This is a genomic window from Streptomyces sp. RG80, from assembly GCF_040446465.1.
In the GTDB taxonomy this organism is placed as follows: Bacteria; Actinomycetota; Actinomycetes; order Streptomycetales; family Streptomycetaceae; genus Streptomyces.
This window is the reverse complement of the sequence record NZ_JBEAAJ010000007.1, coordinates 119,026-145,886: the sequence shown is the minus strand read 5'-3', so window position 1 is coordinate 145,886 and position 26,861 is coordinate 119,026. Positions and strand designations below refer to the sequence as shown.

21 protein-coding genes and 1 pseudogene are annotated in these 26,861 nt (G+C 71.5%); 5 read left to right on the top strand and 17 right to left on the bottom strand.

All coding sequences use genetic code 11. The features are described from left to right. The first annotated feature begins 298 nt into the window (after window positions 1-298). The gene (gene pepN / locus ABKA17_RS24445) at window positions 299-2,872 is read left to right on the top strand and encodes an aminopeptidase N (protein WP_353694351.1); all 2,574 of its coding nucleotides are present in this window, start codon (window positions 299-301) and stop codon (window positions 2,870-2,872) included. Window positions 2,873-2,932: 60 nt separating this feature from the next. Here pepN and ABKA17_RS24440 read toward each other — a convergent pair whose 3' ends face one another. From ABKA17_RS24440 to ABKA17_RS24420, 5 genes are all read right to left on the bottom strand, one after another. Beyond that, on the bottom strand, window positions 2,933-3,913 hold the full coding sequence (locus ABKA17_RS24440; protein ID WP_353694350.1) for a CU044_5270 family protein: 981 nt from the start codon (window positions 3,911-3,913) through the stop codon (window positions 2,933-2,935). Then, entirely contained in the window at window positions 3,910-4,512 is a 603-nt protein-coding gene (locus ABKA17_RS24435; protein ID WP_353694349.1) for an RNA polymerase sigma factor, read from the bottom strand. Before ABKA17_RS24435 ends, ABKA17_RS24440 begins: the two co-directional genes overlap by 4 nt. A gap of 121 nt (window positions 4,513-4,633) precedes the next feature. Continuing rightward, window positions 4,634-5,542 (bottom strand): LysR family transcriptional regulator, encoded by a 909-nt coding sequence (locus ABKA17_RS24430; RefSeq protein WP_353694348.1) that lies wholly within the window; start codon window positions 5,540-5,542, stop codon window positions 4,634-4,636. A gap of 10 nt (window positions 5,543-5,552) precedes the next feature. Next, window positions 5,553-6,455 (bottom strand): DMT family transporter, encoded by a 903-nt coding sequence (locus tag ABKA17_RS24425; protein ID WP_353694347.1) that lies wholly within the window; start codon window positions 6,453-6,455, stop codon window positions 5,553-5,555. A gap of 35 nt (window positions 6,456-6,490) precedes the next feature. After that, entirely contained in the window at window positions 6,491-7,450 is a 960-nt protein-coding gene (locus ABKA17_RS24420; protein WP_353694346.1) for an EamA family transporter, read from the bottom strand. A gap of 117 nt (window positions 7,451-7,567) precedes the next feature. Here ABKA17_RS24420 and ABKA17_RS24415 point away from each other — a divergent pair, with 117 nt between their 5' ends. Further along, window positions 7,568-8,089 carry a MarR family winged helix-turn-helix transcriptional regulator gene (locus tag ABKA17_RS24415; RefSeq protein WP_353694345.1) on the top strand — a complete coding sequence of 174 codons (522 nt, stop codon included), beginning with the start codon at window positions 7,568-7,570 and terminating at the stop codon, window positions 8,087-8,089. A gap of 7 nt (window positions 8,090-8,096) precedes the next feature. On the opposite strand, the gene ABKA17_RS24410 is transcribed toward ABKA17_RS24415, so the two are convergent. Further along, window positions 8,097-9,542, bottom strand: a complete 1,446-nt coding sequence (locus ABKA17_RS24410; protein WP_353694344.1) for an FAD-dependent monooxygenase — start codon at window positions 9,540-9,542, stop codon at window positions 8,097-8,099. 143 nt (window positions 9,543-9,685) lie between these two features. On the opposite strand from ABKA17_RS24410, the gene ABKA17_RS24405 reads away from it, so the two are divergent. Further along, complete coding sequence (locus ABKA17_RS24405; protein WP_353694343.1) at window positions 9,686-10,288, top strand: TetR/AcrR family transcriptional regulator; 603 nt, start codon at window positions 9,686-9,688, stop codon at window positions 10,286-10,288. A 98-nt stretch (window positions 10,289-10,386) separates the two neighbouring features. Here ABKA17_RS24405 and ABKA17_RS24400 read toward each other — a convergent pair whose 3' ends face one another. The 3 genes from ABKA17_RS24400 to ABKA17_RS24390 all read right to left on the bottom strand — a co-directional run bounded on the left by ABKA17_RS24400 (window position 10,387) and on the right by ABKA17_RS24390 (window position 13,328). Next, window positions 10,387-10,653, bottom strand: coding sequence for a hypothetical protein (locus ABKA17_RS24400; protein ID WP_353694342.1), 267 nt, complete (start codon window positions 10,651-10,653; stop codon window positions 10,387-10,389). 353 nt (window positions 10,654-11,006) lie between these two features. Further along, window positions 11,007-13,097, bottom strand: coding sequence for a 4-alpha-glucanotransferase (gene malQ / locus ABKA17_RS24395; RefSeq protein WP_353694341.1), 2,091 nt, complete (start codon window positions 13,095-13,097; stop codon window positions 11,007-11,009). After that, window positions 13,098-13,328 carry a hypothetical protein gene (locus ABKA17_RS24390; protein ID WP_502994368.1) on the bottom strand — a complete coding sequence of 77 codons (231 nt, stop codon included), beginning with the start codon at window positions 13,326-13,328 and terminating at the stop codon, window positions 13,098-13,100. A gap of 253 nt (window positions 13,329-13,581) precedes the next feature. Between ABKA17_RS24390 and ABKA17_RS24385 the strand changes: the two genes are divergently transcribed. Then, window positions 13,582-14,418 (top strand): LLM class flavin-dependent oxidoreductase, encoded by an 837-nt coding sequence (locus ABKA17_RS24385; protein WP_353694340.1) that lies wholly within the window; start codon window positions 13,582-13,584, stop codon window positions 14,416-14,418. A gap of 31 nt (window positions 14,419-14,449) precedes the next feature. Further along, window positions 14,450-15,001, top strand: a complete 552-nt coding sequence (locus tag ABKA17_RS24380) for a nucleoside deaminase (protein WP_353694339.1) — start codon at window positions 14,450-14,452, stop codon at window positions 14,999-15,001. A 75-nt stretch (window positions 15,002-15,076) separates the two neighbouring features. Here ABKA17_RS24380 and ABKA17_RS24375 read toward each other — a convergent pair whose 3' ends face one another. From ABKA17_RS24375 to ABKA17_RS24340, 8 genes and pseudogenes are all read right to left on the bottom strand, one after another. Then, complete coding sequence (locus ABKA17_RS24375) at window positions 15,077-15,529, bottom strand: cupin domain-containing protein (protein WP_353694338.1); 453 nt, start codon at window positions 15,527-15,529, stop codon at window positions 15,077-15,079. Window positions 15,530-15,621: 92 nt separating this feature from the next. After that, window positions 15,622-16,881 carry an MFS transporter gene (locus ABKA17_RS24370; protein WP_353694337.1) on the bottom strand — a complete coding sequence of 420 codons (1,260 nt, stop codon included), beginning with the start codon at window positions 16,879-16,881 and terminating at the stop codon, window positions 15,622-15,624. Between the two features lie 9 nt (window positions 16,882-16,890). After that, complete coding sequence (locus ABKA17_RS24365) at window positions 16,891-18,147, bottom strand: ATP-grasp domain-containing protein (protein ID WP_353694336.1); 1,257 nt, start codon at window positions 18,145-18,147, stop codon at window positions 16,891-16,893. Between the two features lie 37 nt (window positions 18,148-18,184). Then, on the bottom strand, window positions 18,185-19,495 hold the full coding sequence (locus tag ABKA17_RS24360) for an ATP-grasp domain-containing protein (protein WP_353694335.1): 1,311 nt from the start codon (window positions 19,493-19,495) through the stop codon (window positions 18,185-18,187). Next, window positions 19,492-20,727 carry a cysteine synthase gene (locus ABKA17_RS24355; protein ID WP_502994385.1) on the bottom strand — a complete coding sequence of 412 codons (1,236 nt, stop codon included), beginning with the start codon at window positions 20,725-20,727 and terminating at the stop codon, window positions 19,492-19,494. Before ABKA17_RS24355 ends, ABKA17_RS24360 begins: the two co-directional genes overlap by 4 nt. Next, window positions 20,728-21,711: pseudogene (locus ABKA17_RS24350) on the bottom strand (ATP-grasp domain-containing protein); the annotation flags it as partial. 109 nt (window positions 21,712-21,820) lie between these two features. Continuing rightward, window positions 21,821-22,429, bottom strand: coding sequence for a serine O-acetyltransferase EpsC (gene epsC / locus ABKA17_RS24345; protein WP_353694334.1), 609 nt, complete (start codon window positions 22,427-22,429; stop codon window positions 21,821-21,823). A gap of 61 nt (window positions 22,430-22,490) precedes the next feature. Then, window positions 22,491-26,543, bottom strand: a complete 4,053-nt coding sequence (locus ABKA17_RS24340) for an amino acid adenylation domain-containing protein (RefSeq protein ID WP_353694333.1) — start codon at window positions 26,541-26,543, stop codon at window positions 22,491-22,493. Window positions 26,544-26,861 lie beyond the last annotated feature (318 nt).

Below are 26,861 nucleotides of genomic sequence, written 5' to 3'. Positions count from 1 at the left end.
GGCGGCCGGATGACTGGCGGGATCCGGACGTGGCCCTTGGGGCGGCAGTACCCAGGGACGCGCGCCGGGACGGACCGCACATGTCCTGCCGAACCGTCGGAGACACCCCGCGTCGTCCGTGAAGCGGAGTTCTTTCAGGATCTCGGGGGTGATGGGGCGTGCGGTGCAGGTGGTCATGTCCTCCACACTCGCGCGAGTCCGCGCCGGTCACCGGCGGGTTTTGGACATCGCGTTTCGTGCGGGACCCGTGGAAGGATGACCGAACCGCCGAACCTACACATAACGAGGAGATGACCGCGTGCCTGGCACAAACCTGACTCGCGAAGAGGCTCAGCAGCGGGCGCAGCTGCTCACCGTCGAGTCGTACGAGATCGATCTCGACCTCTCCGGCGCGCAAGAGGGCGGTACCTACCGGTCTGTCACCACCGTGCGCTTCGATGTCGCGGTGAACGGCTCGGAGTCGTTCATCGACCTGGTGGCCCCGACCGTTCACGAGGTGACGCTCAACGGCGACGCCCTCGACCCGGCCGAGGTCTTCAAGGACTCCCGGATCGCCCTGCCGGGGCTGCTGGAGGGCCGTAACGTCCTGCGGGTGGTGGCCGACGCCGCCTACACCAACACCGGCGAGGGCCTGCACCGTTTCGTCGACCCGGTCGACCAGCAGGCCTATCTGTACACCCAGTTCGAGGTGCCGGACGCCCGCCGCGTCTTCGCGTCCTTCGAGCAGCCGGACCTGAAGGCCACGTTCCAGTTCACCGTGAAGGCGCCGACCGGCTGGACCGTCATCTCCAACTCGCCGACGCCGGAGCCGAAGGACGACGTCTGGGAGTTCGAGCCGACGCCGCGGATCTCGTCGTACATCACGGCGCTGATCGTCGGCCCGTACCACTCGGTGCACAGCGTGTACGAGAAGGACGGTCAGTCCGTCCCGCTCGGCATCTACTGCCGTCCCTCGCTCGCCGAGTACCTCGACTCGGATGCGATCTTCGAGGTGACCCGGCAGGGCTTCGAGTGGTTCCAGGAGAAGTTCGACTACGCGTACCCGTTCAAGAAGTACGACCAGCTGTTCGTGCCGGAGTTCAACGCGGGCGCGATGGAGAACGCGGGCGCGGTCACCATCCGCGACCAGTACGTGTTCCGCTCGAAGGTGACGGACGCCGCGTACGAGGTCCGCGCGGAGACGATCCTGCACGAGCTGGCCCACATGTGGTTCGGCGACCTGGTCACCATGGAGTGGTGGAACGACCTGTGGCTGAACGAGTCGTTCGCCACGTACACCTCGATCGCCTGTCAGGCGTACGCGCCGGACAGCCGCTGGCCGCACTCGTGGACGACGTTCGCCAACTCCATGAAGACGTGGGCGTACCGCCAGGACCAGCTGCCCTCCACGCACCCGATCATGGCCGAGATCCGTGACCTGGACGACGTGCTGGTCAACTTCGACGGCATCACGTACGCGAAGGGCGCCTCCGTCCTGAAGCAGCTCGTCGCGTACGTCGGCATGGACGAGTTCTTCGGTGGCGTGCAGGCGTACTTCAAGCGCCACGCGTTCGGCAACACCCGCCTGTCCGACCTGCTGGGCGCGCTGGAGGAGACCTCCGGGCGCGACCTGAAGAACTGGTCGGAGAAATGGCTCCAGACCGCCGGTATCAACATCCTCCGTCCCGAGATCGAGACGGACGAGCACGGCGTGATCACCTCCTTCGCCATCCGTCAGGAGGCCCCGGCGCTGCCGGCGGGCGCGAAGGGCGAGCCCACGCTCCGCCCGCACCGCATCGCGGTGGGCCTGTACGAACTCGACGACGACAGCGGCAAGCTGGTCCGTGACGAGCGGATCGAGCTGGACGTGGACGGCGAACTGACCGCCGTGGCCCAGCTGGTGGGCAGGCGCCGTCCGGCGGTCGTGCTCCTCAACGACGACGACCTGTCGTACGCCAAGGTCCGCCTGGACGAGCAGTCGCTGGCCTTCGTGACCGAGCACCTCGGCGACTTCGAGTCCTCCCTCCCCCGCGCCCTGTGCTGGGCATCGGCCTGGGACATGACGAGGGACGCGGAGCTCGCGACCCGCGACTACCTGTCCCTGGTGCTGTCCGGCATCGGCAAGGAGTCGGACATCGGTGTCGTGCAGTCCCTGCACCGCCAGGTGAAGCTGGCGATCGAGCTGTACGGCGACCCGACCGCCCGCGAGACGCTGCTCACCCGCTGGACGGACGCCACGCTGGCGCATCTGCGTTCGGCCGCGGCGGGCAGCGACCACCAGCTGGCCTGGGCGCGCGCGTTCGCCGGGACGGCCCGGACGCCGGAGCAGCTGGACCTCCTGGAGGCCCTGCTGGACGGCTCGCAGACGATCGAGGGCCTGGCCGTCGACACCGAGCTGCGCTGGGCGTTCGTGGAGCGCCTGGCGTCGGTCGGCCGCTTCGACGAGGCGGAGATCGCGGGCGAGTACGAGCGGGACAGGACGGCGGCCGGTGAGCGCCACGCGGCCACCGCCCGTGCCGCCCGGCCGACCGAGGAGGCGAAGGCGGAGGCCTGGGCGCAGGTCATCGAGTCCGACAAGCTCCCGAACGCCGTTCAGGAGGCCGTCATCGGAGGCTTCGTCCAGACGGACCAGCGCGAGCTGCTGGCGCCGTACACGGACAAGTACTTCGAGGTCGTCAAGGGCATCTGGGACGCCCGCTCCCACGAGATCGCCCAGCAGGTCGCGGTCGGTCTCTACCCGACCATCCAGGTCTCCCAGGAGACCCTGGACAAGACGGACGCCTGGCTGGCCTCCGCCGAGCCCAACGCGGCCCTGCGCCGCCTGGTCTCGGAGTCCCGCGCGGGCGTGGAGCGCGCGCTGAAGGCGCAGGCGGCGGACGCGGCCGCCGAGTAGCGGCCTTCGCTACGACGACGAGGGGCGCCCGGTGCGATGCCGGGCGCCCCTCGTGCGTGCTCAGGGGCGGGCGCCGGGCTTGTCGACGACGCCCCAGGCGTCGCGGGCGCTGACGATCTGCCCGTCGGCCTTGGACTCGCCGAGGTAGGCGTAGTTCTCGGGGTCGAAGAAGAGCTCCTGCCTGCCCTGCCAGCCCGACGGAATCTTCTCGGCGTAGTGCACGCTCACACTGATTGCCGGGCGGCCGAGGGGATCCTTAACGCCGGTCGTCACCCGGGCGCCGGGGATCTTCGCCATCGCCCGGAACAGGCCCGCCTGGACCTTCGGCGGGATCAGCACCGACCGGTACAGGACGTCGATCTCGCGCCAGTCGCGCTGTGCGCGCGTCTCCCCCTTGACGTCACCGATGGCGTGCTCCTCGCGGATGCGCTTCATCATGCGGTCGGGATCGCTCGGCAGGGTGGCGAGGAAGCGGTAGAACTGCCGCTGGGAGCGGTCGTCGTAGCCCTCCTTCTTCCACTTCTCCTCCTGGTTGGGGCCGTACCAGACCTGGAGCTTGTCCGGATCGAAGTCCGAGACGTCACCCGCCGGGGGGTTGCCCGGCAGATTGGCGTGCCCGGTGCCGTCCCAGCGGGTCCACTCCTCGCTGGTCCGCGGCTTGGGGCCCTGGCCGAAGACGGTGCTCTTCTCGTACACCCACTGCTTCGGCCCCGGCTCGGTGGCTCCGTGCTTCTCGACGGTGGCGGCGGCCAGTTCGAGGGCGTCGGCGGAGGCGCCCGCCGACAGCGTCCGGGGACCCTGGCTCCCGGAGACCCGGGTGCCGTCCTCGGGCAGGGTCGTGACGATCCCGGCGGTCACGGCGAGGGCTCCCGCGGTGGCGGCCCCGACCAGGATCATCCGGCGCCGTGGCAGGGCGGCACGCTCGGGGCGGGTCTCCTGGCGGAACGCCGCCGTGAGCCGGGCCCGCGGCGCGGCGAGCCGGTCGGCGTCGGGAAGGGGGGCGTCGGCGCGCAGACCGCGGAATTCGGAGAGCTCGTTCATGCGGGGTCACCTTCGTGTATGCGAGCTTCGATGAGTGGGTTGCCGGTCTCGCCGGTCGCGGTGCGCAGCTTCCGGCGGGCGCGGTTGAGGCGGGAGCGGACCGTGCCGACGGGGATGCCGAGGGCCTCGGCGATCTCCTGGTAACTGAAGTCGGCCCAGGCGAAGAGCAGCAGGACATGGCGGTCGCCCGCGGAGAGTCCGGCCAGCGCCTTGGCGAGCGGTCGGGAGGCCGCCTCGGCGGTGAGGCGGTCGTCCGCGGAGTCGGTCCAGCTGTCGGCGACCGGATCGTGGCCGGTGCGGGCGAGCAGCTTCAGCGCCTTGACCTCCTCGCGGCGGTGCCGGCCGATCTGCTTGGCGGCGATGCCGTACAGCCAGGGCCGGACGCCGGCGCGTGCGGGGTCGAACCGGGCGCGTATCCGGAAGGCCGTCAGGAAGGTCTCGGCGGTGACGTCGTCGGCCGCGTCCCGGCCGAGCCGCCGGGCGACGTACTGGTGGATGGCGGGGGCATGGCGATCGAAGAGCGCCGCGAAGCGCTCGGGTTCGTCGAGTGACGCCGCGACGAGCGCCGCGTCACTGCCGTTGCCGGCCATATCGGTCATGGACAGTCCGTCCGTGTCGTGGGTCGGTGGCATGAGTGGGTCGAAGTGACGGTGTTTCCACCTGTACTTGCCGAGTCACGGCCAACGGGTTCACGCGCGGCGCCGTCGGGACCGGTCCCGCTCAACCGCCAACGGCCTCCGCCGCCACCTCCCGCAGCGCGCCGAGCACGTGCCCCACGGCGGCTCCCTCCTCAGCCCCCTTGCGTACGGCGGCCACGATGTGGCGCACCGGTCGGTCCGGCCCCAGCTCCCGCATCACCACCCCGCCCCGGGCTACGGCGGCCGTCCGCGGCACCAGCGCCACCCCCATCCCCGCCTCCACCATCGCCAGGATCGCCGTCCACCCTGCCGCGGAATGCGCCTGCCGGGGGCCGAACCCGGCCGCCTCGCACGCCCCGCGGGTGATGTCGGACCAGGGTCCGCTGCCCCCGAAGATCCAGGGCTCCCCGGCGAGATCGGCGAGCCTCAGCTCCTCCACGCCGGCGAGCACGTGCCCCGGCGGCAGGGCCACGTCCAGCGGGTCCGCCAGCAACTCCACCCGGGTGAACCGCCCGTCCCCCACCTGTGGCGCCTGCGCGGCCAGCGACAGCGCGAGGTCCACCTCCCCGCCGGCCAGCAGCTCGTACGCCTCCCCGGCCTCCGCCTCGCGCACCCGTACGGTCACCCCGGGATGCGTGTCCCGCAGCGCCCGTACGGCGGGTACGACCAGCGCGGGCACCGCGGTCGAGAAGGCACCGACCCGCACCTCGCCGACCTCGCCGTGCAGATACGCCGTCAACTCGGCGTCCGCCCGCTCCAGTTGCTCGAACACGCTCTCCGCGTGCCGCAGCACGAGCCGGGCCGCGTCCGTGAGGCGCACCCGCCGTCCCTGTGCCTCCAGCAGGGGCACCCCGAGCTGCTTGGTGAGGTTGGTCAGCTGCTGCGAGACCGCCGAGGGCGTCATCCGCAGTGCCTCGGCCGTCGCCGTCACCGTGCCGCGTTCCCGCAGTGTCCGCAGGATGTGCAGCTTGCGGATGTCCCATTCGAGCATGGCGGCCAACCTATCCGGCGGCACCCAGCATCACCCCGCCGAGGATCAGCGCCATGCACAGCGCCTGCGCCGCGGACACCGTCTCGCCGAGCAGCGCCCAGGACAACAGGGCCACGCAGACCGGCTGGAGGTAGTACACGGTGCCGGCCCGGGAGGGGCCGACCAGGGCGATCGCCCGGTTCCAGGCGAAGAACGCGACGGCCGAGGAGAAAACACCGACGTACAGCAGCGGCAGCACGGTGCCCGGTGTCGGGGTGAAGCCGCCCTGGACGGCGAGGCTCACGCCCTGGGCGGGCAGCAGCAGTGCCGCGCCCAGCAGGAAGGTCGTGAACAGGAAGGCGGTACCGCCGAGTTCGGCCGGCCTGCGGCGCAGCAGCGCGCTGTACGAGCCGAAGCAGCAGGCCGCGGCGACCATCCACAGGTCGCCCGCGGCGAACCCCGCCCCGCCGCCCCCGACGAGCAGCACCACGCCCGCACCCGCCACCAGCAGCCCTCCGACGCGCCGGGCGCCCAGCCGGACGCCGCCCAGCCGCTCGATCACCGCCATCAGTACCGGCGAAGCGGCCATGATCATGCCCATGTTGGCGGCCGGGGTGGTCGAACCGGCCTGGTTGACGAGGGTGTTGTAGACGCTCACCCCGAGCAGTGCGGCGAGCAGCACGAAACCGAGGTGCCGCCGGATCGTCCTCCGCTGCCGCCAGGCCTGCCTCGCCCCGAAGGGGGCCACCACGAGAAGCGCGACGAGCCAGCGCCAGAACGCCTGTTGGACGGGCGGCACGCTGTCGTGCAGTGCGCGGGAGGTGACGAAGCTCCCGGACCAGACGACGGTCGCGACGGCGGCGAACAGAACCCCGAGGGCGGCGGCCCTCGGGGCTGAGGTGGTACGGGCGGTCCTTTCGAGGACGGCGGTCACTTGGGTCCTTCCACGGGGCGGTGATCTCGGTGGATCTACCGTCGCAGCGCGGAACCTGTCACGTCCATCGAATCCTTTCGACCATTCCTTTCAGCAAAACCGAACGATCGCCGGACCGTGCGCGCCCCTCCCCGCACCGATGACCCCGACTGCCCCAGCTGTCCCGCCACCGTCGCCCCGAACGCCACCGCCATGCCCGCCACCTGCACCGGCGTCAACGACTGTCCGAGCGCCGCCCAGCCGACGATCGCGGCGGTCAGCGGGGAGAGCGGCCCGAGGAAGGTGACCTGGGTGGCGCTGAGCCGGCCGATGCCGCGGAACCAGAGCCAGTACGAGATCGCCGTGTTCGCCAGTGCCAGGTAGAGGTAGCCGCCGACCGCCCGACTGTCGAGCGCCGGCGGGGCGCCCTCGACGAACAGCGCGACGGGCGCGATGAGCAGCCCGCCCGCGGTCAGCTGCCAGCCGGTCAGCGCGAGCGGACCCACCCCCTCGGGCCGGCCCCACCGCTTGGTCAGCACGGTCCCGGCGGACATCGAGGCGGCCGAGGCGAACGCCGCCAGCACCCCCACCACGTCGAGCGCCCCGGCCGCCTTCAGTACGACGAGACTGACGCCGAACGCCGCCACGACCCCGGTGATCACGCTCCGCGCGGTCGGCCGCTGCCCCAGCAGCAGCGCCGACAGCCCCACGACGAGCAGCGGCCCCACCGATCCGACGACCGCCGCCATACCCCCGGGCAGCCGGTACGCCGACAGGAACAGCAGCGGGAAGAACGCGCCGATGTTCAGCGCGCCGAGCACCGCCGCCTTCCCCCACCAGGCGCCCTTCGGCAGCACCCGGGCGAGCGCGAGCAGCAGCAGCCCGGCGGGCAGGGCCCGCATCAGCCCGGTGAACAGGGGGCGGTCGGCCGGGAGGAACTCGGTGGTGACGGCGTAGGTGGTGCCCCAGGAGATGGGGGCCAGGGCGGTGAGCAGGATGGTCGCGGGCCGTGTCATGACCGGGTCCCTTCGGAACGACAGGAAGTAACTTGCTTGAAAGCAGCTTAGCGCTAAGCCAGTTTTTCGCAAGCTACTTTCTTGCGGCCGACCGGTCCGCTTCGGGATACTCCTGCCATGAACGCCAAGCCGCAGCAGCCCCCCAGGGACCCCGTCGACGCGATCATCGAGCAGTGGGGCACCGTGCGGCCCGACCTCGACACCCGGGCGATGGAGGTCTTCGGGCGGATCTTCCGGCTGTCACGCGCCATGGGCGACCGGATGGAGAAGGCGTACGTCCCCTACGGCATCTCACGCGGCGAGTTCGACGTCCTGGCCACCCTGCGCCGGGCCGGCGAGCCCTACACCCTCTCGCCCCGCCAGCTCTCCGGGACCCTGATGCTCACGACGGGCGGCATGACCGGCCGCCTCGACAAACTGGAACGCGCCGGACTGCTCCGCCGCTCCCCCGACCCCCACGACCGCCGCGGCCTCCAGGTCACCCTCACCGACAAGGGGTTGACCACCCTCGACGAGGCGGTCGGCGCCGGCCTCGCCGCCGAGACCGAGGCGATGTCCGTACTCAGCGACGAACAGGCCGACCAACTGGCCGACCTGCTCCGTCAGTTGCTGGCGGGCACCCAAACGCCCCCGCACTAGGCCTGGTTCACCCCAGGTGGGCGGTGACCGCCGCCTCGATCGCCGTACCGTCCGCCGAGTCCGCGGCCCAGGCCACGTATCCGTCGGGGCGCACCAGGACGGTCGTACGGCGGTCGCTCGCCCAGCGTTCCACGGTGAGCCGGTCCTTGCGGGCGCGCTGCTCCTCGTAGGCCTGCGGGGTGATCAGGACGAACCGGCCGCCGCGCAGGGCCTCGTGGAGGCGGCCGCCCTCCAGGGCGACGTCGGGGACGCGGGTGCCGGTGAGGCGGTGGGCGCCGCGGGGGGCGGGGTAGCGGTAGCCGATGCCGGAGATCTGGCCGAGGGCCTTGCGCCGGGCGGGGCCGACCAGGTTGCCGACGGCGGAGACCAGGGCACGGACGGCGCGCACCGCCGGGCTCTTCGCGCGGGCCAGCCGGACCAGTCCGCCGCTGCTGCGGAGCACTGCCCTGCCGACCGGGTGCCGCTCGGCCTCGTAGGTGTCGAGGAGCCCCTCGGGCGCCCACCCCTGGACGGCCGCGACGAGCTTCCAGCCGAGGTTGGCCGCGTCCTGGAGGCCGGTGTTCATGCCCTGACCGCCGGCCGGTGAGTGCACATGCGCGGCGTCGCCGGCGAGGAAGACCCGCCCGACCCGGTACCGGGGCGCCTGCCGCTCGTCGCTGTGGAAGCGGGAGAGCCAGCGGGCGTCGTGCATGCCGTAGTCGCTGCCCAGGGCGCGGCGGGTGACGTCCCTGATCTCGTCGAGGTCGATCGGGACGTCGTCGGGGACCTCGTTGCGGCGGTTCCAGCCCATGACCCGGTACCAGCCGTCACCGAAGGAGGCGATCATCGCGAAGCAGTCGCCGCCGCCGTTGACGGTGAGCACGTCCTCGGGCCGCTCGGCGAGCCGGACGTCGGCCAGGAACAGCGACTTGATGACGGAGACGCCGGGGAAGTCCAGGCCGATCTCCCGGCGTACGGCGCTGTGGTGGCCGTCGGCGCCGACCACGTAGGCGGCACGCCGGATGCCGACCGTCCCGTCCGGGCCCCGCACCTCCAGCTCGACCCCGTCGGCGTCCTGCCGCAGCCCGACGACCTCGCTCTCGTGGGCGAACTCCACGCCGGCCTCGCGGGCCCGTCGCTCCAGCAGCCGTTCGACCTCGTACTGCGGGGTGATGAGCATGAACGGGAAGCGGGACTCCAGGGTGGTCAGGTCGAGCGTGAGCCGGTCGAAGGCCCGCAGGCCGGTGATGGTGTCGCCGGTGGCGAGCAGCTGGTCGGCCAGGCCCCGGGCGTCGAGCTGCTCCAGGGTGCGGGCGTGCACTCCGAAGGCGCGGGAGAGGTTGCTGATGTCGTGGGAGCGCTTTTCGAGGAGCGTGACGGGGACACCCGCGGCGGCGAGGTCACCTGCGAGGAGCAGACCGGTGGGTCCGGAGCCGACGACGATCACGGTGCGGTCGGTGGCGGTGCCGTTCATGGTGGCCTCCTGTTGCCAACGCTTGTGTGCCCACACTTGTTTGCCAACGGTTGTTGACTTCAGCGCTCGCCGATGACGTTAGCGAGAGACCCAAGGGGAGTCAACACTTGTTGGCAAACATCTGTTGACCTACGCTCGTAGGCATGAACGGCAGCAACAGTGACACCACAGCCCCCGGCACCGGCACCGGCGCGTCCCGCCGTTCCGACGCCACCCGCGGCGCGATCCTCACCGCGGCCCGCGAGCGCTTCGCCGCCGACGGCTACGAGCGCGCCACCATCCGCGCGATCGCCAAGGACGCGAGCATCGACCCGTCCATGGTGATGCGCTACTACGGCAACAAGGAGGGCCTCTTCGCGGCGGCGGTCGCGATCGACCTGCGGCTGCCGGATGTGGGCGCCCTGCCCCGAGGGGACGTCGGCCGGGCCCTCGTCACGCACTTCCTGGCCACCTGGGAGGAGAACGAGGTGCTCAGAGCCCTGCTGCGGGTCGGGGCGACGAACGAGGCCGGGGCCGAGCGGATGCAGGGCGTCTTCCGGGACCAGTTGCTGCCCATCGCCGAGCGGGCCTGCCCCGACCCCCAGCAGGTCCCGGCGCGGGCCGCGCTGGTGTCGTCGCAGCTGCTCGGGCTGGCGCTGACCCGTTATGTGCTGCGGATCCCGTCCGCGGTGGCCCTGGCGCCCGAGGAGATCGTGGCGTGGCTGGCACCGACGGTGCAGCGGTATCTGACGGCGCCGAGTCCCTGAGCGACACCGTCACGAACGTCCGCGAACCGTCCGCGAACACGTCAGGGGCGCCGCCCTCGCCCGTGTACGGCGAGGGCGGCGCCCCTGGAAGCGTGCGATCAGGCCTTCGAGGCGGCCTTGGGCTTGGCGCTCACCCGGTGCTCCGGGTGGGACTTGTCCAGGACCATCACCAGACCGGCGATGACCACGAAGATCGCGAGCGGGGCCACGACGTAGAGACCCAGCGTCTCCATGACGCTCAGGCCCGGACCGGGGTCGTCGCCGTCGTCGCGGGTGAGCGCGAGCGCGGGAGACGTCATGAGCAGCATCATCAGCGTCGTACCGGCAGCCAGGGCACCGGCGCGCAGGGCGTTCTTCTTGTCCACGGTGCCAAAATATCCAACGCGGCTCGGGGGCGCTCGTCCGGGGGTGTCTAAGCGGGCCGGGTGAAGTCCGCCGCGGTCCGGCAGTGCCCGAAGGGGCGCGGGGCCGTGTCCATGCACGGCTGCCGCCGCATGGGCGCGACCAGCCACGGCGGCGCCACAGCCGATCGACACCCCCGCGGAGCGCTTAGCGGTCGGCCCATGCCGTGGCACGACCACGCGGCTACGGCGACGTGCCCGAACGCCGGCTGACGCAGCACCCCCACCAGCGCGTGCAGCCGCGCACGGCTATGGCGGCGCATGCCTGACCGGAGGCCCGACCGAAGCGCCCCGCATCGCGACACCACCACGCGCGACTACGGCGGCGGCTGCCCGGACGTCGGCTGGCGCAGCACCTCCACCAGCGCGTGCAGCCGGGGTGAGGCGGCCAGTTCCTCCAGGGTCACCGGCCGTCCGTCCGCGTCCGCGATCGGCAGCCGCCAGTTCGGGTACTGGTCCCAGGTGCCCGGCAGGTTCTGCGGCCGTCGGTCCCCCACCGCGTCCGGAAGCCAGACGCCCACCAACCGGGCCGGGGTGCGCAGCAGGAACCGGTGCACGGCCTGTACCTCGGCCTCCTCGGTCGAGGTGCCGTGGCCGCCGCCGGTGCCGTGCAGCAGCCCCAGCCGTGCCAGCAGCTCCAGCCACTCCCCCGTGTCCGCCGCGGCCTCGGCCCGTTCCTCCGCCAGCTTCCGGGTCAACAGCCCGAGCCGGTAACGGAGTTCGACGTGCTCGCCGGTGAGGCGGGCCGCGGTGGAGGGCAGGTCGTGGGTGGTCGCGGTGGCCAGGCAGTCGGCGCGCCAGCGGTCCGGGGGCAGCGGTCGGCCGTCGCCCTCCCAGTCCCGCTCGAACCACAGCACCGAGGTGCCGAGCACCCCGCGTTCACGCAGCCGCTCGCGCACCCCGGGCTCCACCGTCCCCAGGTCCTCGCCGATGACGACCGCCCCGGCCCGGGAGGCCTCAAGGACCAGGATCGCGAGCATGGCCTCGGCGTCGTAGCGGACGTAGGTGCCCTCGGTGGGCGGGTGGCCCTGGGGGACCCACCAGAGCCGGAACAGGCCCATGACGTGGTCGATGCGCAGGGCGCCCGCGTACCGGAAGAGGGCCTTGAGCAGGCGGCGGTACGGGGCGTAGCCCGACTCGGCGAGGCGGTCCGGGCGCCAGGGCGGCAGCCCCCAGTCCTGCCCGCGTGCGTTGAAGGCGTCCGGCGGTGCGCCCACCGACATCCCGGCGGCGAAGTACTCCTGCTGGGCCCAGGCGTCGGCGCCCCCGGGGTGTACGCCCACCGCGAGGTCGTGGACGACCCCGACGGGCATCCCGGCCTCCCGGGCGGCCCGCTGGGTGGCGACGAGCTGGGCGTCGGTGAGCCAGGCCAGCCGGCAGTGGAAGTCGACGCGGTCCATCAACTCGGCGCGGGCCCGGGCGGTTTCACCCGACCGGGGGTCCCGCAGCCCGGCCGGCCACCGGCTCCAGTCCGAGCCGTGCACCTCCGCGAGCGCGCACCAGGTCGCGTGGTCCTCCAGCGCCTCGCCCTCCTCGGCGAGGAAGTCGGCGTAGGCGGCCCGCCGGCCGGGTCCGAGCGGTACCTCGCGCACCAGCTCCAGCGCCTCCCGCTTGAGCTCCCACACGGCGTCCCGGTCGATCAACGCGCCCTTGTCCAGCACCGTCTCGCGCAGCCGCCCGGCCCGTTCGGCGAGCGAGCGCACCGCCTCGCGGTCGGTGACGTGGGCGTACTCGGGCACATCCTCGATCCGCAGATGCACCGGGTCGGGGAAGCGCCGCGAGGAGGGCCGGTACGGAGAGGGGTCCGTGGGAGCGCCGGGGACCGCCGCGTGCAGCGGGTTGACCTGAACGAACCCGGCGCCGAGCGCCCGTCCGGCCCAGGCGGTGAGTTCGGTGAGGTCGCCGAGGTCGCCCATGCCCCAGGAGCGCCGGGAGAGCAGGGAGTAGAGCTGGACGAGGAGTCCGTAGGAGCGTGCGGTGGGCGTGGGGAGCCGGGCGGGGGCGACGACCAGGTGGGCCTCGGTCACCCGGCCGTCGGGCGCCGTCGCGGTCAGGCGGTGGACTCCGGGCGGGAGTTGGTCGGCGGCGGCGCGGGTCTCGCCCTGTTCGGTCTCGATCCGCAGCCGACTGCCTTCGGGCAGGTTCTCGAGCGCCGCGGGCGGGCCGCCGCTCCAGCTGACCACCGTGGGCGGCAGCAGCCGGTCGCGCAGCTCGCGCTCGCGGGCGGCCAGCGCGGCCGCGGGACGGCTCGCGTCGACGCCGAGGGCGGTCAGGGCGAGGGTGACGGCGGTGGCCGAGGCGGCGACCGTACGGTCCGGGGAGGGGCTGTAGGAGGTGGCGACGCCGTGCAGCTCGGCGAGGCGTGACAGGTCCTCGGAGGGCGGTTCGGCCGACCCCTGGGCCGCCATCTACAGCCTCGCGAGGTCCGGCTCGAAGGCCGCCGACTCGCTGGTCAGGGGGGCCGCGTCGGCGAGCGGCGGCTCACTGGTGAGGGGTTCCGCGTCGGGCAGCGGCGCCTCGCTGGTCAGCGGGATGTCGGCGCAGACGCCCTCCGCGCTGAATACGCAGAAGTGCGGCTCGGGTTCGGGGGACGACGACTGCGCCACGGGTTTGGAGCGGGGGTGTACGGGAGCGACCACGAGGGGCCTCCTTGTCGAGTACGGCGACCTTGCGGGTTATCGCAGCCCTACCCAGTGGGCGCCGCGGCAGACGTACGAACGGCTGGAACGTGCATCTCCTCACATTCTGTTGCGTACGTTCCGATCCCGCCGCCGCAGCGGTCCCGCTCTTCCGACGCCCCTCGAACTCCCCTCGAATCACCGGTTCGTGGACCGGTCGGGCACTTTCTTTGCACCGCCCACCGATTGATGAGATCTTGCTAGTCTGGCGCTCATGCAGATAGGCGTGAATGTCCCCAACTTCGGACCCGGAACAAATCCGGATAACCTCGCCCGTTGGGCCAAGACGGTGGAAGGCCTCGGCTTCGATCTGCTGATGGTTTCCGACCATGTGGCGATCACTCCGGATGTCGCCCGGCAATATCCGGCCCCATTTTACGAACCTGTCACAACACTCGCCTGGCTGGCCGGTGTCACCACCCGGGTGAAACTGGGCACGACCGTCCTCATCGGCCCGTACCGACACCCCCTGCTGGTCGCTCGCATGGCTGCCAACCTGCAACAACTCAGTGGCGGCCGGTTGATCCTCGGGGTCGGCGTCGGCTGGGCCAAGGAGGAGTTCAAGGCGCTCGGCGTGCCCTTCGAAAGGCGTGGCGCACTGACCGACGAACTCCTGGACACCCTTCGTACGGCATGGGACAACGACGCCGACTACGGCTCGGGGCAGATTCCGATCTGGATCGGCGGAAACAGCGATGCCGCAATTCGCCGGGCCGTTCTCCGGGGCTTGCCGTGGCATCCTCTGCGGTTCACGATGCCCTGGTTCAAGGACGCTCTGGAACGACTGAAGGACATTTCTTCGGAGCTTGATCGTCCGGTCCCGGATTTGGCGCCGCGTATCTATCTCCGGATCACCGAAAAGCCGATCGACGACCCGGACCGTCGCGCCGGAGAGGGCACGATCGAGCAGGTTCTCGAGGACATCGAGGAGCTGCGCCGCGCCGGTGCCGACACCGTGCTGCTCGACCCGTACCACGGAGACCCGGACGAGACGCTGCGCCCCGAGACGGCGTGGCAGGCGCTGGCCACCGTGGCCGCGCACCGTGTCTAGCCGACCCACCCCCACCACAGACGGAGTGACAGTGACCCTCGACACCCCTGGCCTTCCCGAGAGCGACGCCGATCGCGCCGCCACCGTCGGCGAGGCCGAACTGCCCTATCTGCGCCGCTGTGTGGAGCTGGCGGCCGAGGCGGTGGACGCCGGCGACTGGCCGTTCGGTTCCGTACTGGTCGGCGCGGACGGCGCGATCCTCGCCGAGGAGCGCAACCGCGAGACCACCACGGGCGACCCGACCGCGCACCCGGAGTTCGAACTCGCCCGCTGGGCCGCGACCCATCTGGGCCCCGAGGAGCGGGCCGCCGCGACCGTGTACACCTCGGGCGAGCACTGCCCGATGTGCGCGGCCGCGCACGGCTGGGCCGGTCTCGGCCGCATCGTGTACGCGAGCTCCTCGCAGCAGGCCCGGGACTGGAAGGCGGAGTGGGGCGTGGCCGTCACCTCGCCGCTGGCCCCGCTGACCGTCCAGGACGTGGTGCCCGGCCTCGAAGTGGTAGGCCCCGTCCCGGAGTTCGCCGAGCAGGTACGGCAGTTGCAGTGGCGCTTCCGCAACCCGGACGGCGGCGCGGCCGAGTGACGACGGCGGGCCGGGGCCCGGCGGCGGATTCCGCCGCCGGGCCCCGGCCGTTCCCGCGGGTCTGCGGGGTGCGCGTCAGCACATGAACTGGTCGTACTTCGCCATGTGCTCCTGGAGCTCCTCCAGGCTGGGGTTGCGGCCGTTGGCCGTCAGGCGCCCCAGACCACGGAAGTAGTCCTCACGGTCGTAGATCGGATAGAACATGATCAACAGGGTGGCGTCCTCGGTGCCCCGGTTGGTGAAGCCGTGCGGCTCGCCCTTGGGGACGTAGGCGAAGGCGCCCGGCTCGCCGACCACCTTCTCGTCGCCGATGGTGAACTCGATCTCGCCCTTCACCACGTAGAACATCTCGGTGGACTCTTTGTGGATGTGCGGGGCCGCGCCCTTGGCCTCCGGGGCCATGTGGTGCTCGAAGAAGCCGAACTCACCGTTGGACATGGGGGTGGTGAGCTTGAGGTACGTCCTCTTCGTGTCCCGGATGTCGACGTACTCGCCGCCGCCTGCGGGGACATACAGCGGAACAGACATGATTCTCCTTGGGTTTACCTGATCAGGTCGTGATCAACCGGTAGTGCTCGAGAGACGGCCCGGATGACGGGCCCGCCTGCGGGATTGGTCTTTCAGGTGGCCGGGGCCGGCTCCGGCTGCGGTCGGCTGTCCGCCTGGGTCTGCGCCCACCGGCCGATGACCGGCGCCGCGAAACCGCAGAGGGCGAACAGCGCGGCCAGTACGGTCCAGCCCACGGTGCCGGTCGTGACGACCAGGCTCACCAGGAGCGGCGCCGCGATCTGCTGGATGGCCACGCCGAGCCAGAACACCGACAGATAGACGCCCTCCTGGCCGGGTGCGGCGAGCAGATAGGAGCCGCCCCAGCCGCCGGCGGACTGGTACAGCTCGCCGCCGGTCAGCGCGATCATGGCCAGCAGCAGCACGCCGACGGCCAGGACGACCGGCAGCTTCGGCGCCGCGGTCACCAGCACGCAGCACAGCGCCAGGGAGACGCCGGCCCGTACCAGCGCGCGGGACGCGCCGGCGATGGTCTCCGTGTCCCGGCTGGCCCACACCTGGAGGGCGACGGCGAGCACGGTGTTGACGGCGACCAGTGGAGCGATCACCGCGGAGGAGACCTCGGTGTGCCCGACGATCCACAGCGGGATGCCGATGCTCAGCAGGGTCATGTGCATGGTGAGCACGGCGTTGATGCCGGTGAACGACAGGAACGATCCGTCGCGCAGCACGCTCACCGAGAAACGGCGGCGCAGGCTCTTGGCCGGTGCGCTGAGCACCGGGAGCCGGGAGGCCAGCGTCGCGAGCACGGCGAACGAGGCGGCGTTGAGCAGCAGGATCACGGCGTAGCCGGCCCGGCTGTCGATGAGCAGTCCGATGCCGCCCAGCAGCGCGCCGACGGTGAAGCCGACGTTGCGCAGCGACCGCAGCACCGCGACCACCCTTACCCGGTCCTCGGTCCCCGTCGCCTGGCCGACCAGGGCCTGCTCCATCGGGGCCGCCGCCTTGTCGACCAGACCGAGCAGACAGACCACGGCGAGGAACTGCCACAGGTTCTGCACGAACGGGTACAGCACGAAGCAGGCGCACCGCCACAGGCTGACCCCGACCAGGACCTTCTTCGGGCCGATCCGGTCGGCGAGCATGCCGATCGGGATCGCGGTGGCCAGGGCGATGGCGGCGGACACACTCAGGCCGAGACCGAGCTTGCCCTCGGACAGGCCCACGGACCGGGTGATGAAGGGCACGGAGACGGCCAGGAAGGCACCGGTGCCGACGGCGTCGATCATCGCCATCACGGCCAGCCGGAGGCCGACCGTCCCGCCGGGGACGGATCCGCGCCAGCCGCGGACGCGTCGCCAGAGATCAGACATGTGCGTTCCTCACTCGGTCGTGATGCGAACGGCGGCGTCCGCGTCCAGGACGCGTCGGCGCGTGGTGTCCGCGTCGGGCCCGGTCGCGATGACATGCCCGGCGCGGTCCCAGGAGGACGCCCAGGGCCCGACCTCGTCACCGGCCGCGACATCGACCTCCACGACCCGGACACCGGGCAGCGACTGCGCCGCGTCCACGCCCGAGACGTCGGTCACGGTGCCGGGCTCGGCGGCCAGGAACCGGATCGCCGAGGTCTGTTCGGCGGCCCGGGGCAGACTGACCGGGCGCCCGGCGAGCAGGTCGATGAGGGTCAGCCGGATCCGGGTGCCGTAAGCCAGGTCGTTCAGGTCGATCAGGTAGTCGCCGGGGCAGCGTCCCGCGCACTCGACCAGCGTCGGACCGGACTCGGTGAGGATCCACTCGGCGTGCAGGATGCCGGTCTCATACCCGGTGGCTTCGACCAGGGCCCGCATGGCCGTCCCGAACGCGCTCTGCGTGTCCTCGTCGAGCGGGGCGGGCAGCAGATGACCGAGTTCCACCGGGTAGGGGCCCGGGATCACGGTCTTGGCCGTGACGTTCTGGAAGATGATCTCGCCCTGCCGCACCAGCGCCTCGACGCTGAACTCGGGCCCCTGGAGGCGTTCCTCGGCGAGGAACCGCCACGCCAGCTCCCGGTCGGGCACCTGCTCGTACTCGGCGGCGGACGAGGTCCGCTCCCAGGCGCGGGCCGCGCTCTCGGCGTCCACGGAGTCGAGCAGCTGCACGCCGACGCTGGCCTGCCGGTTGGCCGGCTTGACCACGACCGGGCCGTCGCCGGCGAAGTCGAGGATGTCCTCGGGCCCGAAGACCTCGCGCCAGCGCGGGTTGCGGACCCCGGCGGCGCCGGTGACCTCGCGCAGCCGGACCTTGTCCCGCAGGGCCTGCGCGGCGCGTTCTGTCGCGCCCGGCAGTCCGAGCTTCTCGGCCAGCGCGGCCGTCGCGGGCACCGCGTACTCCAGGCCCGGGACGACGGCGGCCACGGGGCGGACGGCCGTCAGTTCGGCAGCCAGGTCGAGCGCCTCGGTGGACTGCTGGTAGCTCGCGGGCACGATGCGGTCCAGGCAGTCGAAGCGGTCGGCCGCGTCCTTCAGTTCCCGCTTGCGGATGATGTCGGGTTCCTCGATCACCACGACGGAACCGCTCGGGACGCTCTTGTCGATCGCGCGCAGGTAGGCCGCGTTGTAGCCGACGAACACCACCTGCGCGTCGGTTGCGGGGGCGGTCATGGCGACCTCCTGGTTGCCGATCCGGACCACTGCATGGTCAGTGCCTTTCTGGGGTGGGGGGAGTCGTGACCGACGGCGCTCGCACGGCCGTCTCCGGCGCTTTGGCCAGGCTGTCCGCGCGTACGGGGACGCCGTCGACGACGACCTCGATCGCGGCGAGCGCCTCGGCGCACCGGTCGTGGGCCTGCTCGGGCGTGGCATCGGAGACGATGACGTGCCCGTGCCGGCTCTTGGAGTCGCGGACCTCCGGCACGGTGTCGCCGGGAGCGAGCCGGAGGATCAGCTCGTCGACGTGGTCGAGTCCCGCGGCCTTGTCCAGGCCCCGGATCTCGTCGACATGGCCGGGCGGGAAGGTGAAGAACCGCACGACCGCTGTCGCCGTCGCCGTCGCCGGTGCGGCGGGGGTGCCCGCCAGGCCGGCGAAGATCGCCTGCTCGATGTCGAGTCCGGTGGCCAGTTCGACGAGCCGGGGGATCCGGTCGCCGCCGAGCCGGGCCTGCGACTCCACGACACGTGGTCCGGCCTCGGTCCAGATCACCTCGGTGTGCGCGGGCCCGAACCGGTATCCGCACGCGGTGAGCAGATCGGTCGTCAGCTCCTCGATCGCGAGCCGTCGCTCCGCGGGCAGCGGCGCCGGATGGACGTGCCCCACCTCGACGAACAGCGGGGGCGCGCCGAGCACCTTCTCGGTGATCCCGACGACCTGGTGCAGGCCGTCCCGGCTCAGCGTCTCCACGCTGTACTCGGGACCGCGCAGATACTCCTCGACCAGGAACGGACCGTCGTAGCCGTACTCCTCGACGAGGGCCGTCCAGGCCGCCAGGTCCGCCTCCTCGCGCCAGAGGAAGACGCCCCGGCTGCCGGCCAGCGCGGTCGGCTTGACCACGACCGGGCGGCCGAGCCGCCGGACCGCGTCCGGCACCTCGTCCCGGGTCGCCACCGCCTCGAAGGAGACCGGGGACAGTCCGTGCGCGGCGAGCAGGTCCCGCATCGCGTGCTTGTCGGTGAGGAGCCGGACCGCCGCGGCCGGGTTGACCTCGGCGCCCAGCTCCTCGGCCACCTCGTAAGCGGCGGCCATCGTCTCCTCGCGGCCGATGTGGTAGATCACCGAGGCGCGGTGCTCCTCGGCCGTCTCCCGGACGGTGCGGCGCAGCAGCTCCTCGTCGCGGAAGTCGGCCGTCACGAACACGTCGGCCAGTTCGCGTACGTCGTCCAGGTACGCCGGTGACTCCAGCCGGGGGTCCCAGATCGCGCCGACCCAGAACCCCTCGGCCTGTGCCTTGCGGACGAACTGGCGGTACGGCATCACCATCAGCAGGCGGGGCCGCTCGTCCACGGGCGCCGTCACCGGCCGGCCGCCTGTTCCTCGGCGACGCGGCCGAGGAGGCTGAGGTAGCGCTCGCCGGTGTCGGGCAGCAGGGTCACCACGCGCTTGCCGCGCATCTCCTCGCGGGCGGCCACCACACCGCAGGCGTGGACGACCGCGCCGGCCGAGACACCGACGGTGAGACCGACCTGGTGGGCGAGGCGCCGGGTGGTGTCCAGGGCGTCGGCGTCGGCGACCGCGATCACCTCGTCGATGAGTTCGCGTTCCGTGGTCGGCGCGATGAAGCCGCCGTTGAACCCCGGGATGGTGTGGGTGCCGGGCTCGCCGCCGGACAGCAGCGGGGACCCGGCCGGCTCCACGGCCACGATCCGCACGTCGGGGTTGCGCTCGCGCAGATAACGGCCCGCGCCGCTGAGCGTGCCGCCGGTGCCCACGCCGCAGACGAACACGTCGACGCGGCCCTCGGCGTCGGCCCAGATCTCCGGGCCGGTCGACTCGTAGTGCGCCCGGGTGTTGTCCGGGTTGTCGTGCTGGCAGCAGAACCACGAGCCGGGGGTCTGCTTGTGGAGTTCCTCGGCCTTGTCGACCGCCGCCTGGTAGCCGCCGGTGTGCGGGGTGCGCACCACCTCGGCGCCGAGCGAGCGGAGCATGGCCACCCGCTCCTCGGTCGCGTTGTCGGGCAGCACGATGACACAGCGGTAGCCGCGGGCCGCCGCGAGGGCCGCCAGCGAGATGCCGGTGTTGCCGGAGGTCGCCTCGATCACGGTGCCCTGGCCGGGCGTGAGCAGCCCGCGCTCCTCGGCGCCGCGCAGCATCGACAGCGCGGCCCGGTCCTTGCTGCTGGACCAGGGGTTGAACAGCTCCAGCTTGGCCAGCACCTCGGTGCCGTCCTGGACGCCGGTGAGGACGCGGTCCACGGGGAGGCGGAGCAGCGGGGTGGCGCCGATCAGGTCGACGAGGGAGTCCGCGACCGGGCGGGCGGTGACCGGCTCGGTGCGGATGTCGATCTCCTTGACCGCGGCCTCGGCGGTGCGCGCCGCGAGCTGTGCGGTCTCGGCGATCACGAGGACATGGCCGGCGCGGTCGCCGTTGCGGCGCGGCTCGCGCAGCACGGCGCCCGGCTTGGGCTTGACGACGACCTCCTCGACGCCGGGCAGCGCGGCGGCGCGGTCCTGGCCGGAGACCGAGACGACCCGGCCCGGCTGGGCGATCAGGTAGCGGATGGCTGCGCCGGCGACCGGCTTCTCGGGCACGACCTGCGCGGGCAGCTTCTCGCCGAGGTACTGCTTGGCCACCAGTTCCAGGGACTTGATGCCGAGGGCGCGGTCGGCGAGGTAGGTGATCTTGCCGCCGGCGGGCCGGGGGTTGATCTCGATGAGCTTGGGGCCGGACTCGGTGACCTTGATCTCGACGTGGGCCATGCCGAGGTCGAACCCGCAGGCGCGCAGCGCCTCCACGGCCAGGTCCCCGATGGCGCCGACCAGCCGCTCGGGCAGGGCGGAGGGGAAGGTGTGGGCCAGCTCCACGAAGTAGCCCTGGCCGATGACCGACTTGTCGGTGACCCCGAGGACCTCGTACCGGTCGCCGTCGGCGAGGACCTCGACGCTGACCTCGGGGCCGCTCAGGTACTCCTCGACCATCAGCTCGTGGTAGCGGCTCTGGCCACGGGTGTTCTCCACCCGGGTGCGGATCAGCTCGACGTGCTCGGCGGCCTGTTCGGGGGTCTCCACCAGCCGGACGTCGGCGCTGGAGGTCTCGTCGGCCGGCTTGACCACGCAGGGCAGCCCGATCTCCGCCGCTGCCGCCGCCGCCTCTTCGGGGGTCTGCACGGTGCGGAACGCCGGTATGGCGACGCCGAGTTCGGCACAGCGGCGGCGCATCAGCGCCTTGTTGCGGGCGGTCGCCACGCCGTCGACGCTGACCGTGGGGAGCCCGAGGTGGACCGCGACCTCGGCGGCGACGACCACGTCGTACTCGGCCAGGGTCAGGAAGGCGTCGTAGGGGTGTTCGGCGCCGGTGCGGTGCACATGCGGCAGGAGTTCCTCGAGGATGTTCGTCTCGCAGTGGACGATCTCGTCGACGTACTTCTCGAAGTAGGCCGGACCGCCGGGTACTTCGAGATAGCGGTCCAGATCGCGGGTGAAGAAGGTGACCCTGCAGCCGAGTTCCTTGATGATCTGTAGGCCCTCGAAGCCGGAACCGGAGAGGTTGCTCTCCAGCACACCGACGTGAATCATCTGTGCCTCCGATGGCGTTCCGACTCGTGGTCGGGTTGAGATGCGGCGAACGATGCTGCGTACTGCGACGGTTGGGGCGGGCGGGCTGCCGGGGCGGGGTGCCGGGGCGTCACCAGCACCCGGAGGTGGCCAGGGCGCGCAGCAGCTGGTCCGCCTCCGCGCGGTCCGCCGCCGACGGCCGGGTCACGACCTCGGCGGCGGGGGCCATCACCCGGGCCTTCGGGGGCACGTCGGCCAGCACCAGCGAGCCGGCGCCGACCAGCGCGTCCGCGCCGACGGTGACCGGGCCGAGCACGATCGCGTTGGTGCCGAGCACCACCCGGTCGCCGACGACCGGATGGCGGCGGGCGCCGGGCTCGCGCCGCCCGTCCTTCCACCAGCCGACGGCGCCGAGCGTGACCTGGTGGAAGATCGTGACGTCGTCGCCGACCTCGGCGGTCTCCCCGATGACCACGGCGGCCCCGTGGTCGATGAAGACGCGCCGGCCGAGCCGCGCGCCGGGATGGATCTCGATGCCGCCGGTCACCGAACGCGCCAGATAGGCCAGGAGCCGTGCGCTCTGCCGGTGCCCGCGGGTGAACAGGACGTGGGCCACCCGGTGGGTCCACAGCGCCGGCAGCGCGGGGTGCAGCAGTGCCTCCGCGCGTGTGCGGATCGACGGGTCTCGCGCGACGATCACGGAGAGGTCCTCCCTCATCCTGGTGATCACTGTGCGCATCGCGGTCCTCCGTGGTTCATGTCCTGGTCGGGGTGGCGCCGGTCGGATTCGGCCGTGGGGCTCAGTAGTTGGGGGCCTTGACCAGGTTGTCGCCGCCGTTGGCTATCTCCGGGAGGTAGACCCGCTCGTTCCAGACGTCCTGGGCCACCGGTTCCAGGGCGATGGACACCGCGCCCTCGTCGACCGCGAACGCGGTCCGGACGGCGCTGGTGATCGCCTCGACGAGAGCGGTGACCTGGTCGGCCTCGAGGTTGTTCGGGAAATGCTTGATGTTGACGTGCGGCACTCCGATGACCTTTCTGGTGAGTCGTGCGTCCTGAATGGCGGAGACGAGTTCCGCTATTCCGTTCGCACGCAGCAATTCGTAGTGATCGGCGTCGAGATGATGGAAAGCGGGAGGAGCCTCGGTGAGCGACGCACCGGATTCGATGAACGACTCCTGGTCGCCCGTCGCCCGGAACACGGTGACCGGTGCCGCGATTTTTCGCTCGGCAAGTTCGTGGGGGTCGTACTCGAAGAGGAACGTCCGCCGCACCACCCCGACGATCCTGCGCACCCACGCACGGTCCAGGTGCTCGAACCGGTCGCTGATGAAGGTGACGAAGGATTCCTCGTCATGGGTGGCGGCGAGACATTCCTCGACCGCCGACTTCTGGAGGTTTCCGGCGAACACCGAATAGAGAATGGAGACGAAGGTGGCGTCGTCGAAGCCGACGGAGGTCCGCGCGGCCGCGTCGCCGAGGAATTCCACGGGCGGTTTTCCGGGCGCGATGAGGATCACCTCGTCGACCCGCTCGCCCGCCGACTCCAGCTGATGGGCCGCCTCGAAGGCGAGCCGGGCGCCGAAGGAGTAGCCCCACAGCGTGTACGGGCCGGTCGGCTGGATCTGCCTGAGGAGCGCGATGTCCTGGGCGACCATCTCGGCGAAGGTCTCGTACGGGGTCTCGTCCGCGTTGATGCCGTAGGACTGGACGCCGAGGAACGGCCGGTCCAGGTCCAGGCGCCCGGCCAGCAGCCGCAGGCTCATCGGGTAGCCGCCGAGGCCGGGCCAGCAGAACACCGGCCGACGGCCGTCCGCGGCACGCAGCCGCACCAGCCGGGAGGCCGCGGTGGCGGGCTCCCGGTCGACGCGGCGGGCCAGTTCGGCGATGGTCGGCGCGTCGAAGAGCACCTGGAGCGGCAGGGTGGCGCCCAGCTCCTGGTTGATCCGGTTGACCAGGGAGACCGCGGTCAGCGAATGGCCGCCGGAGGCGAAGAAGTTGTCGCGGATGGAGACCCGCTCCTGCTTGAGCACCTTCCCCCACAGCGCGGCGACGGCCTCCTCGGTCGGGGTGCGCGGGGGCACGACCGGGGCCTCGGTGTCGTCGACGGCTGCCCTGTCCAGCTCACGCAGGGCCTGGTGGTCGACCTTGCCGTTCGGGGTGAGCGGGAAGGTGTCGAGGACGGTGACCCGGTTGGGCACCATGTACGGCGGCAGGGCCGCGGCGAGGTTGTCCTTGATGATCTCGGCGGGACCCCGCATGTGCACGGAGTCCTCCTTCATGCCCTCGCTGAGCCGCTGCTCGGCGCTGATCCGGCCGCCGACGGCGAAGTAGGACGCGGTGTCCGGGCCGAGGCCGACGAGCTCGGCGATACGCCGGGACGAGGGCAGCGGGTTGCCGGTCTCGGAGCTGTAGCCGGAGGACATCAGGCCCAGGTCCAGGCCGTTCATCTGGAGGCGCTGGAGCTCGCGGCCGAGGTCGGTGTAGCGCTGCCAGGGCTCGGGGGCGGTGCCGACCATGCTGATCCCGAAGCTCGAACGCGCGTAGACCTCCTGGTTGATGGCGATGACATCCCGTTCGCGCACCAACGCGTCGGACACCCGCACCAGTTCACCGTCGCGGTAGCGGTACTGCCCCTCGGCCAGGTCGGCGATCCGGCCCGGGTGGGCCTGTACGTACAGGTCGACCGGGGGCTGTTCGGCCGGCGCGGCGGCCGTGCCGATGTCGTACGACGCGAGGTAGTGGTCCTCGTCCGGGCAGCGCAGGACGTCCTTGACCTCGGGCTGTCCCGGGCGGGCGGTGATCCGCAGCCCGTACGCGGGGAGCACGTGGTCGAAGAGCCCGACCATGTGGCCGGCCTCGAACTGGAGGACTTCCTGGATGTTGTTGCGGTAGACCGGCTCGATGGCGGAGCGGCGTCCGACGAAGTGGGCGCGCAGCCGGGGCTCCCCGGCGGGGGCCGGGGCGATCAGCGTGAGCCGGTGGTCGACCGGGTGGTAGTAGTAATGGCCCGCTTCCAGGCCCGCGACGCCGGACAGCTCCAGGTAGAGCTGGGTGGCGTACAGCGAGCCGGGTGAGGCGTAGCCGTACTTGGCCAGCAGCCGCTCGCCGCTGGTGAACTGGCCGAACCAGCGCAGCAGCGAGCCGAGTTCGGCCAGGGTCAGGGTGTCCGGGTCCCGGGGCTCGGCCACCTGGTCCGTCGGGCGGGCGAGCAGTTGGAGGAGGTCCTGCCGGCTGGTCTCGCCGCCCTCGTAGAAGCGGTACGTCTTGCGGGCGAACACCGTGCGGCGCTGCTCCGGGGTCGCGGCCCGGCCGGGCAGCTCGACGAACGGCAGCCCGTGCTCCCGGCGGACGCCCAGGTCGGCGAGTTGTGCCTTGAGCTGGAGGCGGCTCTGCTTGGACTGGTGGTGGGCGCCGTGGTTGCCCTGGTCCATGACCGCGGCCCGGTGGGAGTCGAGCTCGACGAAGGCGATGAGGTTGGCGCCGACCCGGGTGTCGTCCCGGACCACGACCGCGGCGCGTTTGACCCAGTCGTGCTTCTCGATGGAGACCTTGATCTCGTCCAGCTCGACCCGGAAGCCGCGCAGTTTGACCTGGCTGTCGGTGCGGCCGAGGAACTGCACGGTGCCGTCGTCGTTCCAGCGGGTCAGGTCGCCGGTGCGGTAGAGACGGGCGGAGTCCGGGTCGGTGGCGAAGGGGTTCGGGACGAACCGTTCGGCGGTCATGTCGGGGTTGTTGAGGTACCCGCGGGCCAGTTGCCGCCCCGCGATGTGGAGTTCGCCCGACTCCCCCGGCGCGACGGGCCGGCCGGCCGGGTCGAGGATGTGGAAGCTCATGCCGTGCACGGGCCGGCCGATGGAGATGTGGTCCGGGCCGTGCTGGACGGTCTCCCGGTCCACGGTGAGGGCCGAGGCGTTGATCGTGGTCTCGCTCGGACCGTAGAGGTTGACCAGGTCGGCGTCGGGCAGCGCGTCGAGCAGCTCGGTCGCCAGGCTCTTGGTGAGTGCCTCGCCGCCGCTGAAGACCTGGGTGAGCGAGGTGCAGCGGGGCAGCCGGCCGGAGTCGACGAGCGCCTGGAGCAGGGTCGGTACGCCCTGGAGCGTGGTCACCTCGTGTTCCTGGATCAGGTCGAGGAGCCCGCCGGGGTCGGCGTAGACCCCGCGCTCGCTCATCACCACGGCGCTGCCGCAGGCCGGTGCGAGGATCTCCCACTGGGCGGCGTCGAAGCTCAGCGGCGTCTTCTGGAGCACCGTCCGGCGTTCGTCCAGCCCCTGCTCGGCGGCGAGCCACCGCATCTGGCTGACGATGCTGCGGTGCTCGATACCGATGCCCTTCGGGTTGCCCGTGCTCCCGGAGGTGTAGATGACGTAGGCGAGCGAGTCGCCGGGCGGGGCGACGGACGGCCCGGTGACGGCGCCTGTCGCGGTGCCGTGCGGGGTGCGCGTCTCGGCGGCGGTGACGATCCGTACGTCCGGCGGGGTGAGCGCTTTCAGGCGGGTGACCAGGGATTCGTCGGTGAGGATGAGCCTGGTGCGGGAGTCCGCGATCATGTAGCGGACGCGCTCGTCGGGGTACTCCGGAGACAGCGGCAGGTAAGGGGCGCCGGAATGGAGGACGCCCCAGACGCTCGTCATGAGGTCGACGGACGGATCCATGAAGATGCCGACCGGTTCGTCCGTCACCGCGCCGAGCCGGCGCAGGTGGCCGGCCATGGCGTCGGCACCGTCGCTGAGCTGCTGGAAGGTCAGTCGCCGGGCGCCGCACGCGACGGCGATCCGGTCAGGTCGGGCGAGCGCGGCCGCACGCAGCATGTCGGGCAGGGACAATTCCTCGGACCCCGTGGTTTTCGCCATCATCCTCGAACCTGGAATTCGTCACTTTGTGAGTGCGCTTGGGCAGGACTGAAAATGGCATGGCCATGCCAATGGGTGGACATAACCATGTCAGCGTCGACAGCCTGAGTCGACCGTCCATCGGCGCGCGGAAAAAGCCCTCGGGCTCAGAAATGAGAAGGGCGCGGCAAAAGACGGTTCTCTGGCTTTACTTCACAGAAGAGTGCGTGGACTCAGATGAACGGTGGCCGACGGTCGGAAGAATTTTCCGGGGCCGCGGGGCGTTGAATCGACGCTCAAACCGTTCCGAGACATCGCGAACAGAAGTTCAGTGTTGTA

Bases quoted from the DNA above. Each gene is read 5' to 3' on its own strand.
- ABKA17_RS24370 (WP_353694337.1), bottom strand. From the start codon at position 16,881: ATGTCTGATCTCTGGCGACGCGTCCGCGGCTGGCGCGGATCCGTCCCC.
- ABKA17_RS24385 (WP_353694340.1), top strand. From the start codon at position 13,582: ATGCAGATAGGCGTGAATGTCCCCAACTTCGGACCCGGAACAAATCCG.
- epsC (WP_353694334.1), bottom strand. From the start codon at position 22,429: ATGCGCACAGTGATCACCAGGATGAGGGAGGACCTCTCCGTGATCGTC.
- ABKA17_RS24405 (WP_353694343.1), top strand. From the start codon at position 9,686: ATGAACGGCAGCAACAGTGACACCACAGCCCCCGGCACCGGCACCGGC.
- ABKA17_RS24430 (WP_353694348.1), bottom strand. From the start codon at position 5,542: ATGCTCGAATGGGACATCCGCAAGCTGCACATCCTGCGGACACTGCGG.
- malQ (WP_353694341.1), bottom strand. From the start codon at position 13,097: ATGGCGGCCCAGGGGTCGGCCGAACCGCCCTCCGAGGACCTGTCACGC.
- ABKA17_RS24375 (WP_353694338.1), bottom strand. From the start codon at position 15,529: ATGTCTGTTCCGCTGTATGTCCCCGCAGGCGGCGGCGAGTACGTCGAC.
- ABKA17_RS24440 (WP_353694350.1), bottom strand. From the start codon at position 3,913: ATGAACGAGCTCTCCGAATTCCGCGGTCTGCGCGCCGACGCCCCCCTT.
- ABKA17_RS24435 (WP_353694349.1), bottom strand. From the start codon at position 4,512: ATGACCGATATGGCCGGCAACGGCAGTGACGCGGCGCTCGTCGCGGCG.
- ABKA17_RS24410 (WP_353694344.1), bottom strand. From the start codon at position 9,542: ATGAACGGCACCGCCACCGACCGCACCGTGATCGTCGTCGGCTCCGGA.
- ABKA17_RS24340 (WP_353694333.1), bottom strand. From the start codon at position 26,543: ATGGCGAAAACCACGGGGTCCGAGGAATTGTCCCTGCCCGACATGCTG.
- ABKA17_RS24365 (WP_353694336.1), bottom strand. From the start codon at position 18,147: ATGACCGCCCCCGCAACCGACGCGCAGGTGGTGTTCGTCGGCTACAAC.
- ABKA17_RS24420 (WP_353694346.1), bottom strand. From the start codon at position 7,450: ATGACACGGCCCGCGACCATCCTGCTCACCGCCCTGGCCCCCATCTCC.
- ABKA17_RS24415 (WP_353694345.1), top strand. From the start codon at position 7,568: ATGAACGCCAAGCCGCAGCAGCCCCCCAGGGACCCCGTCGACGCGATC.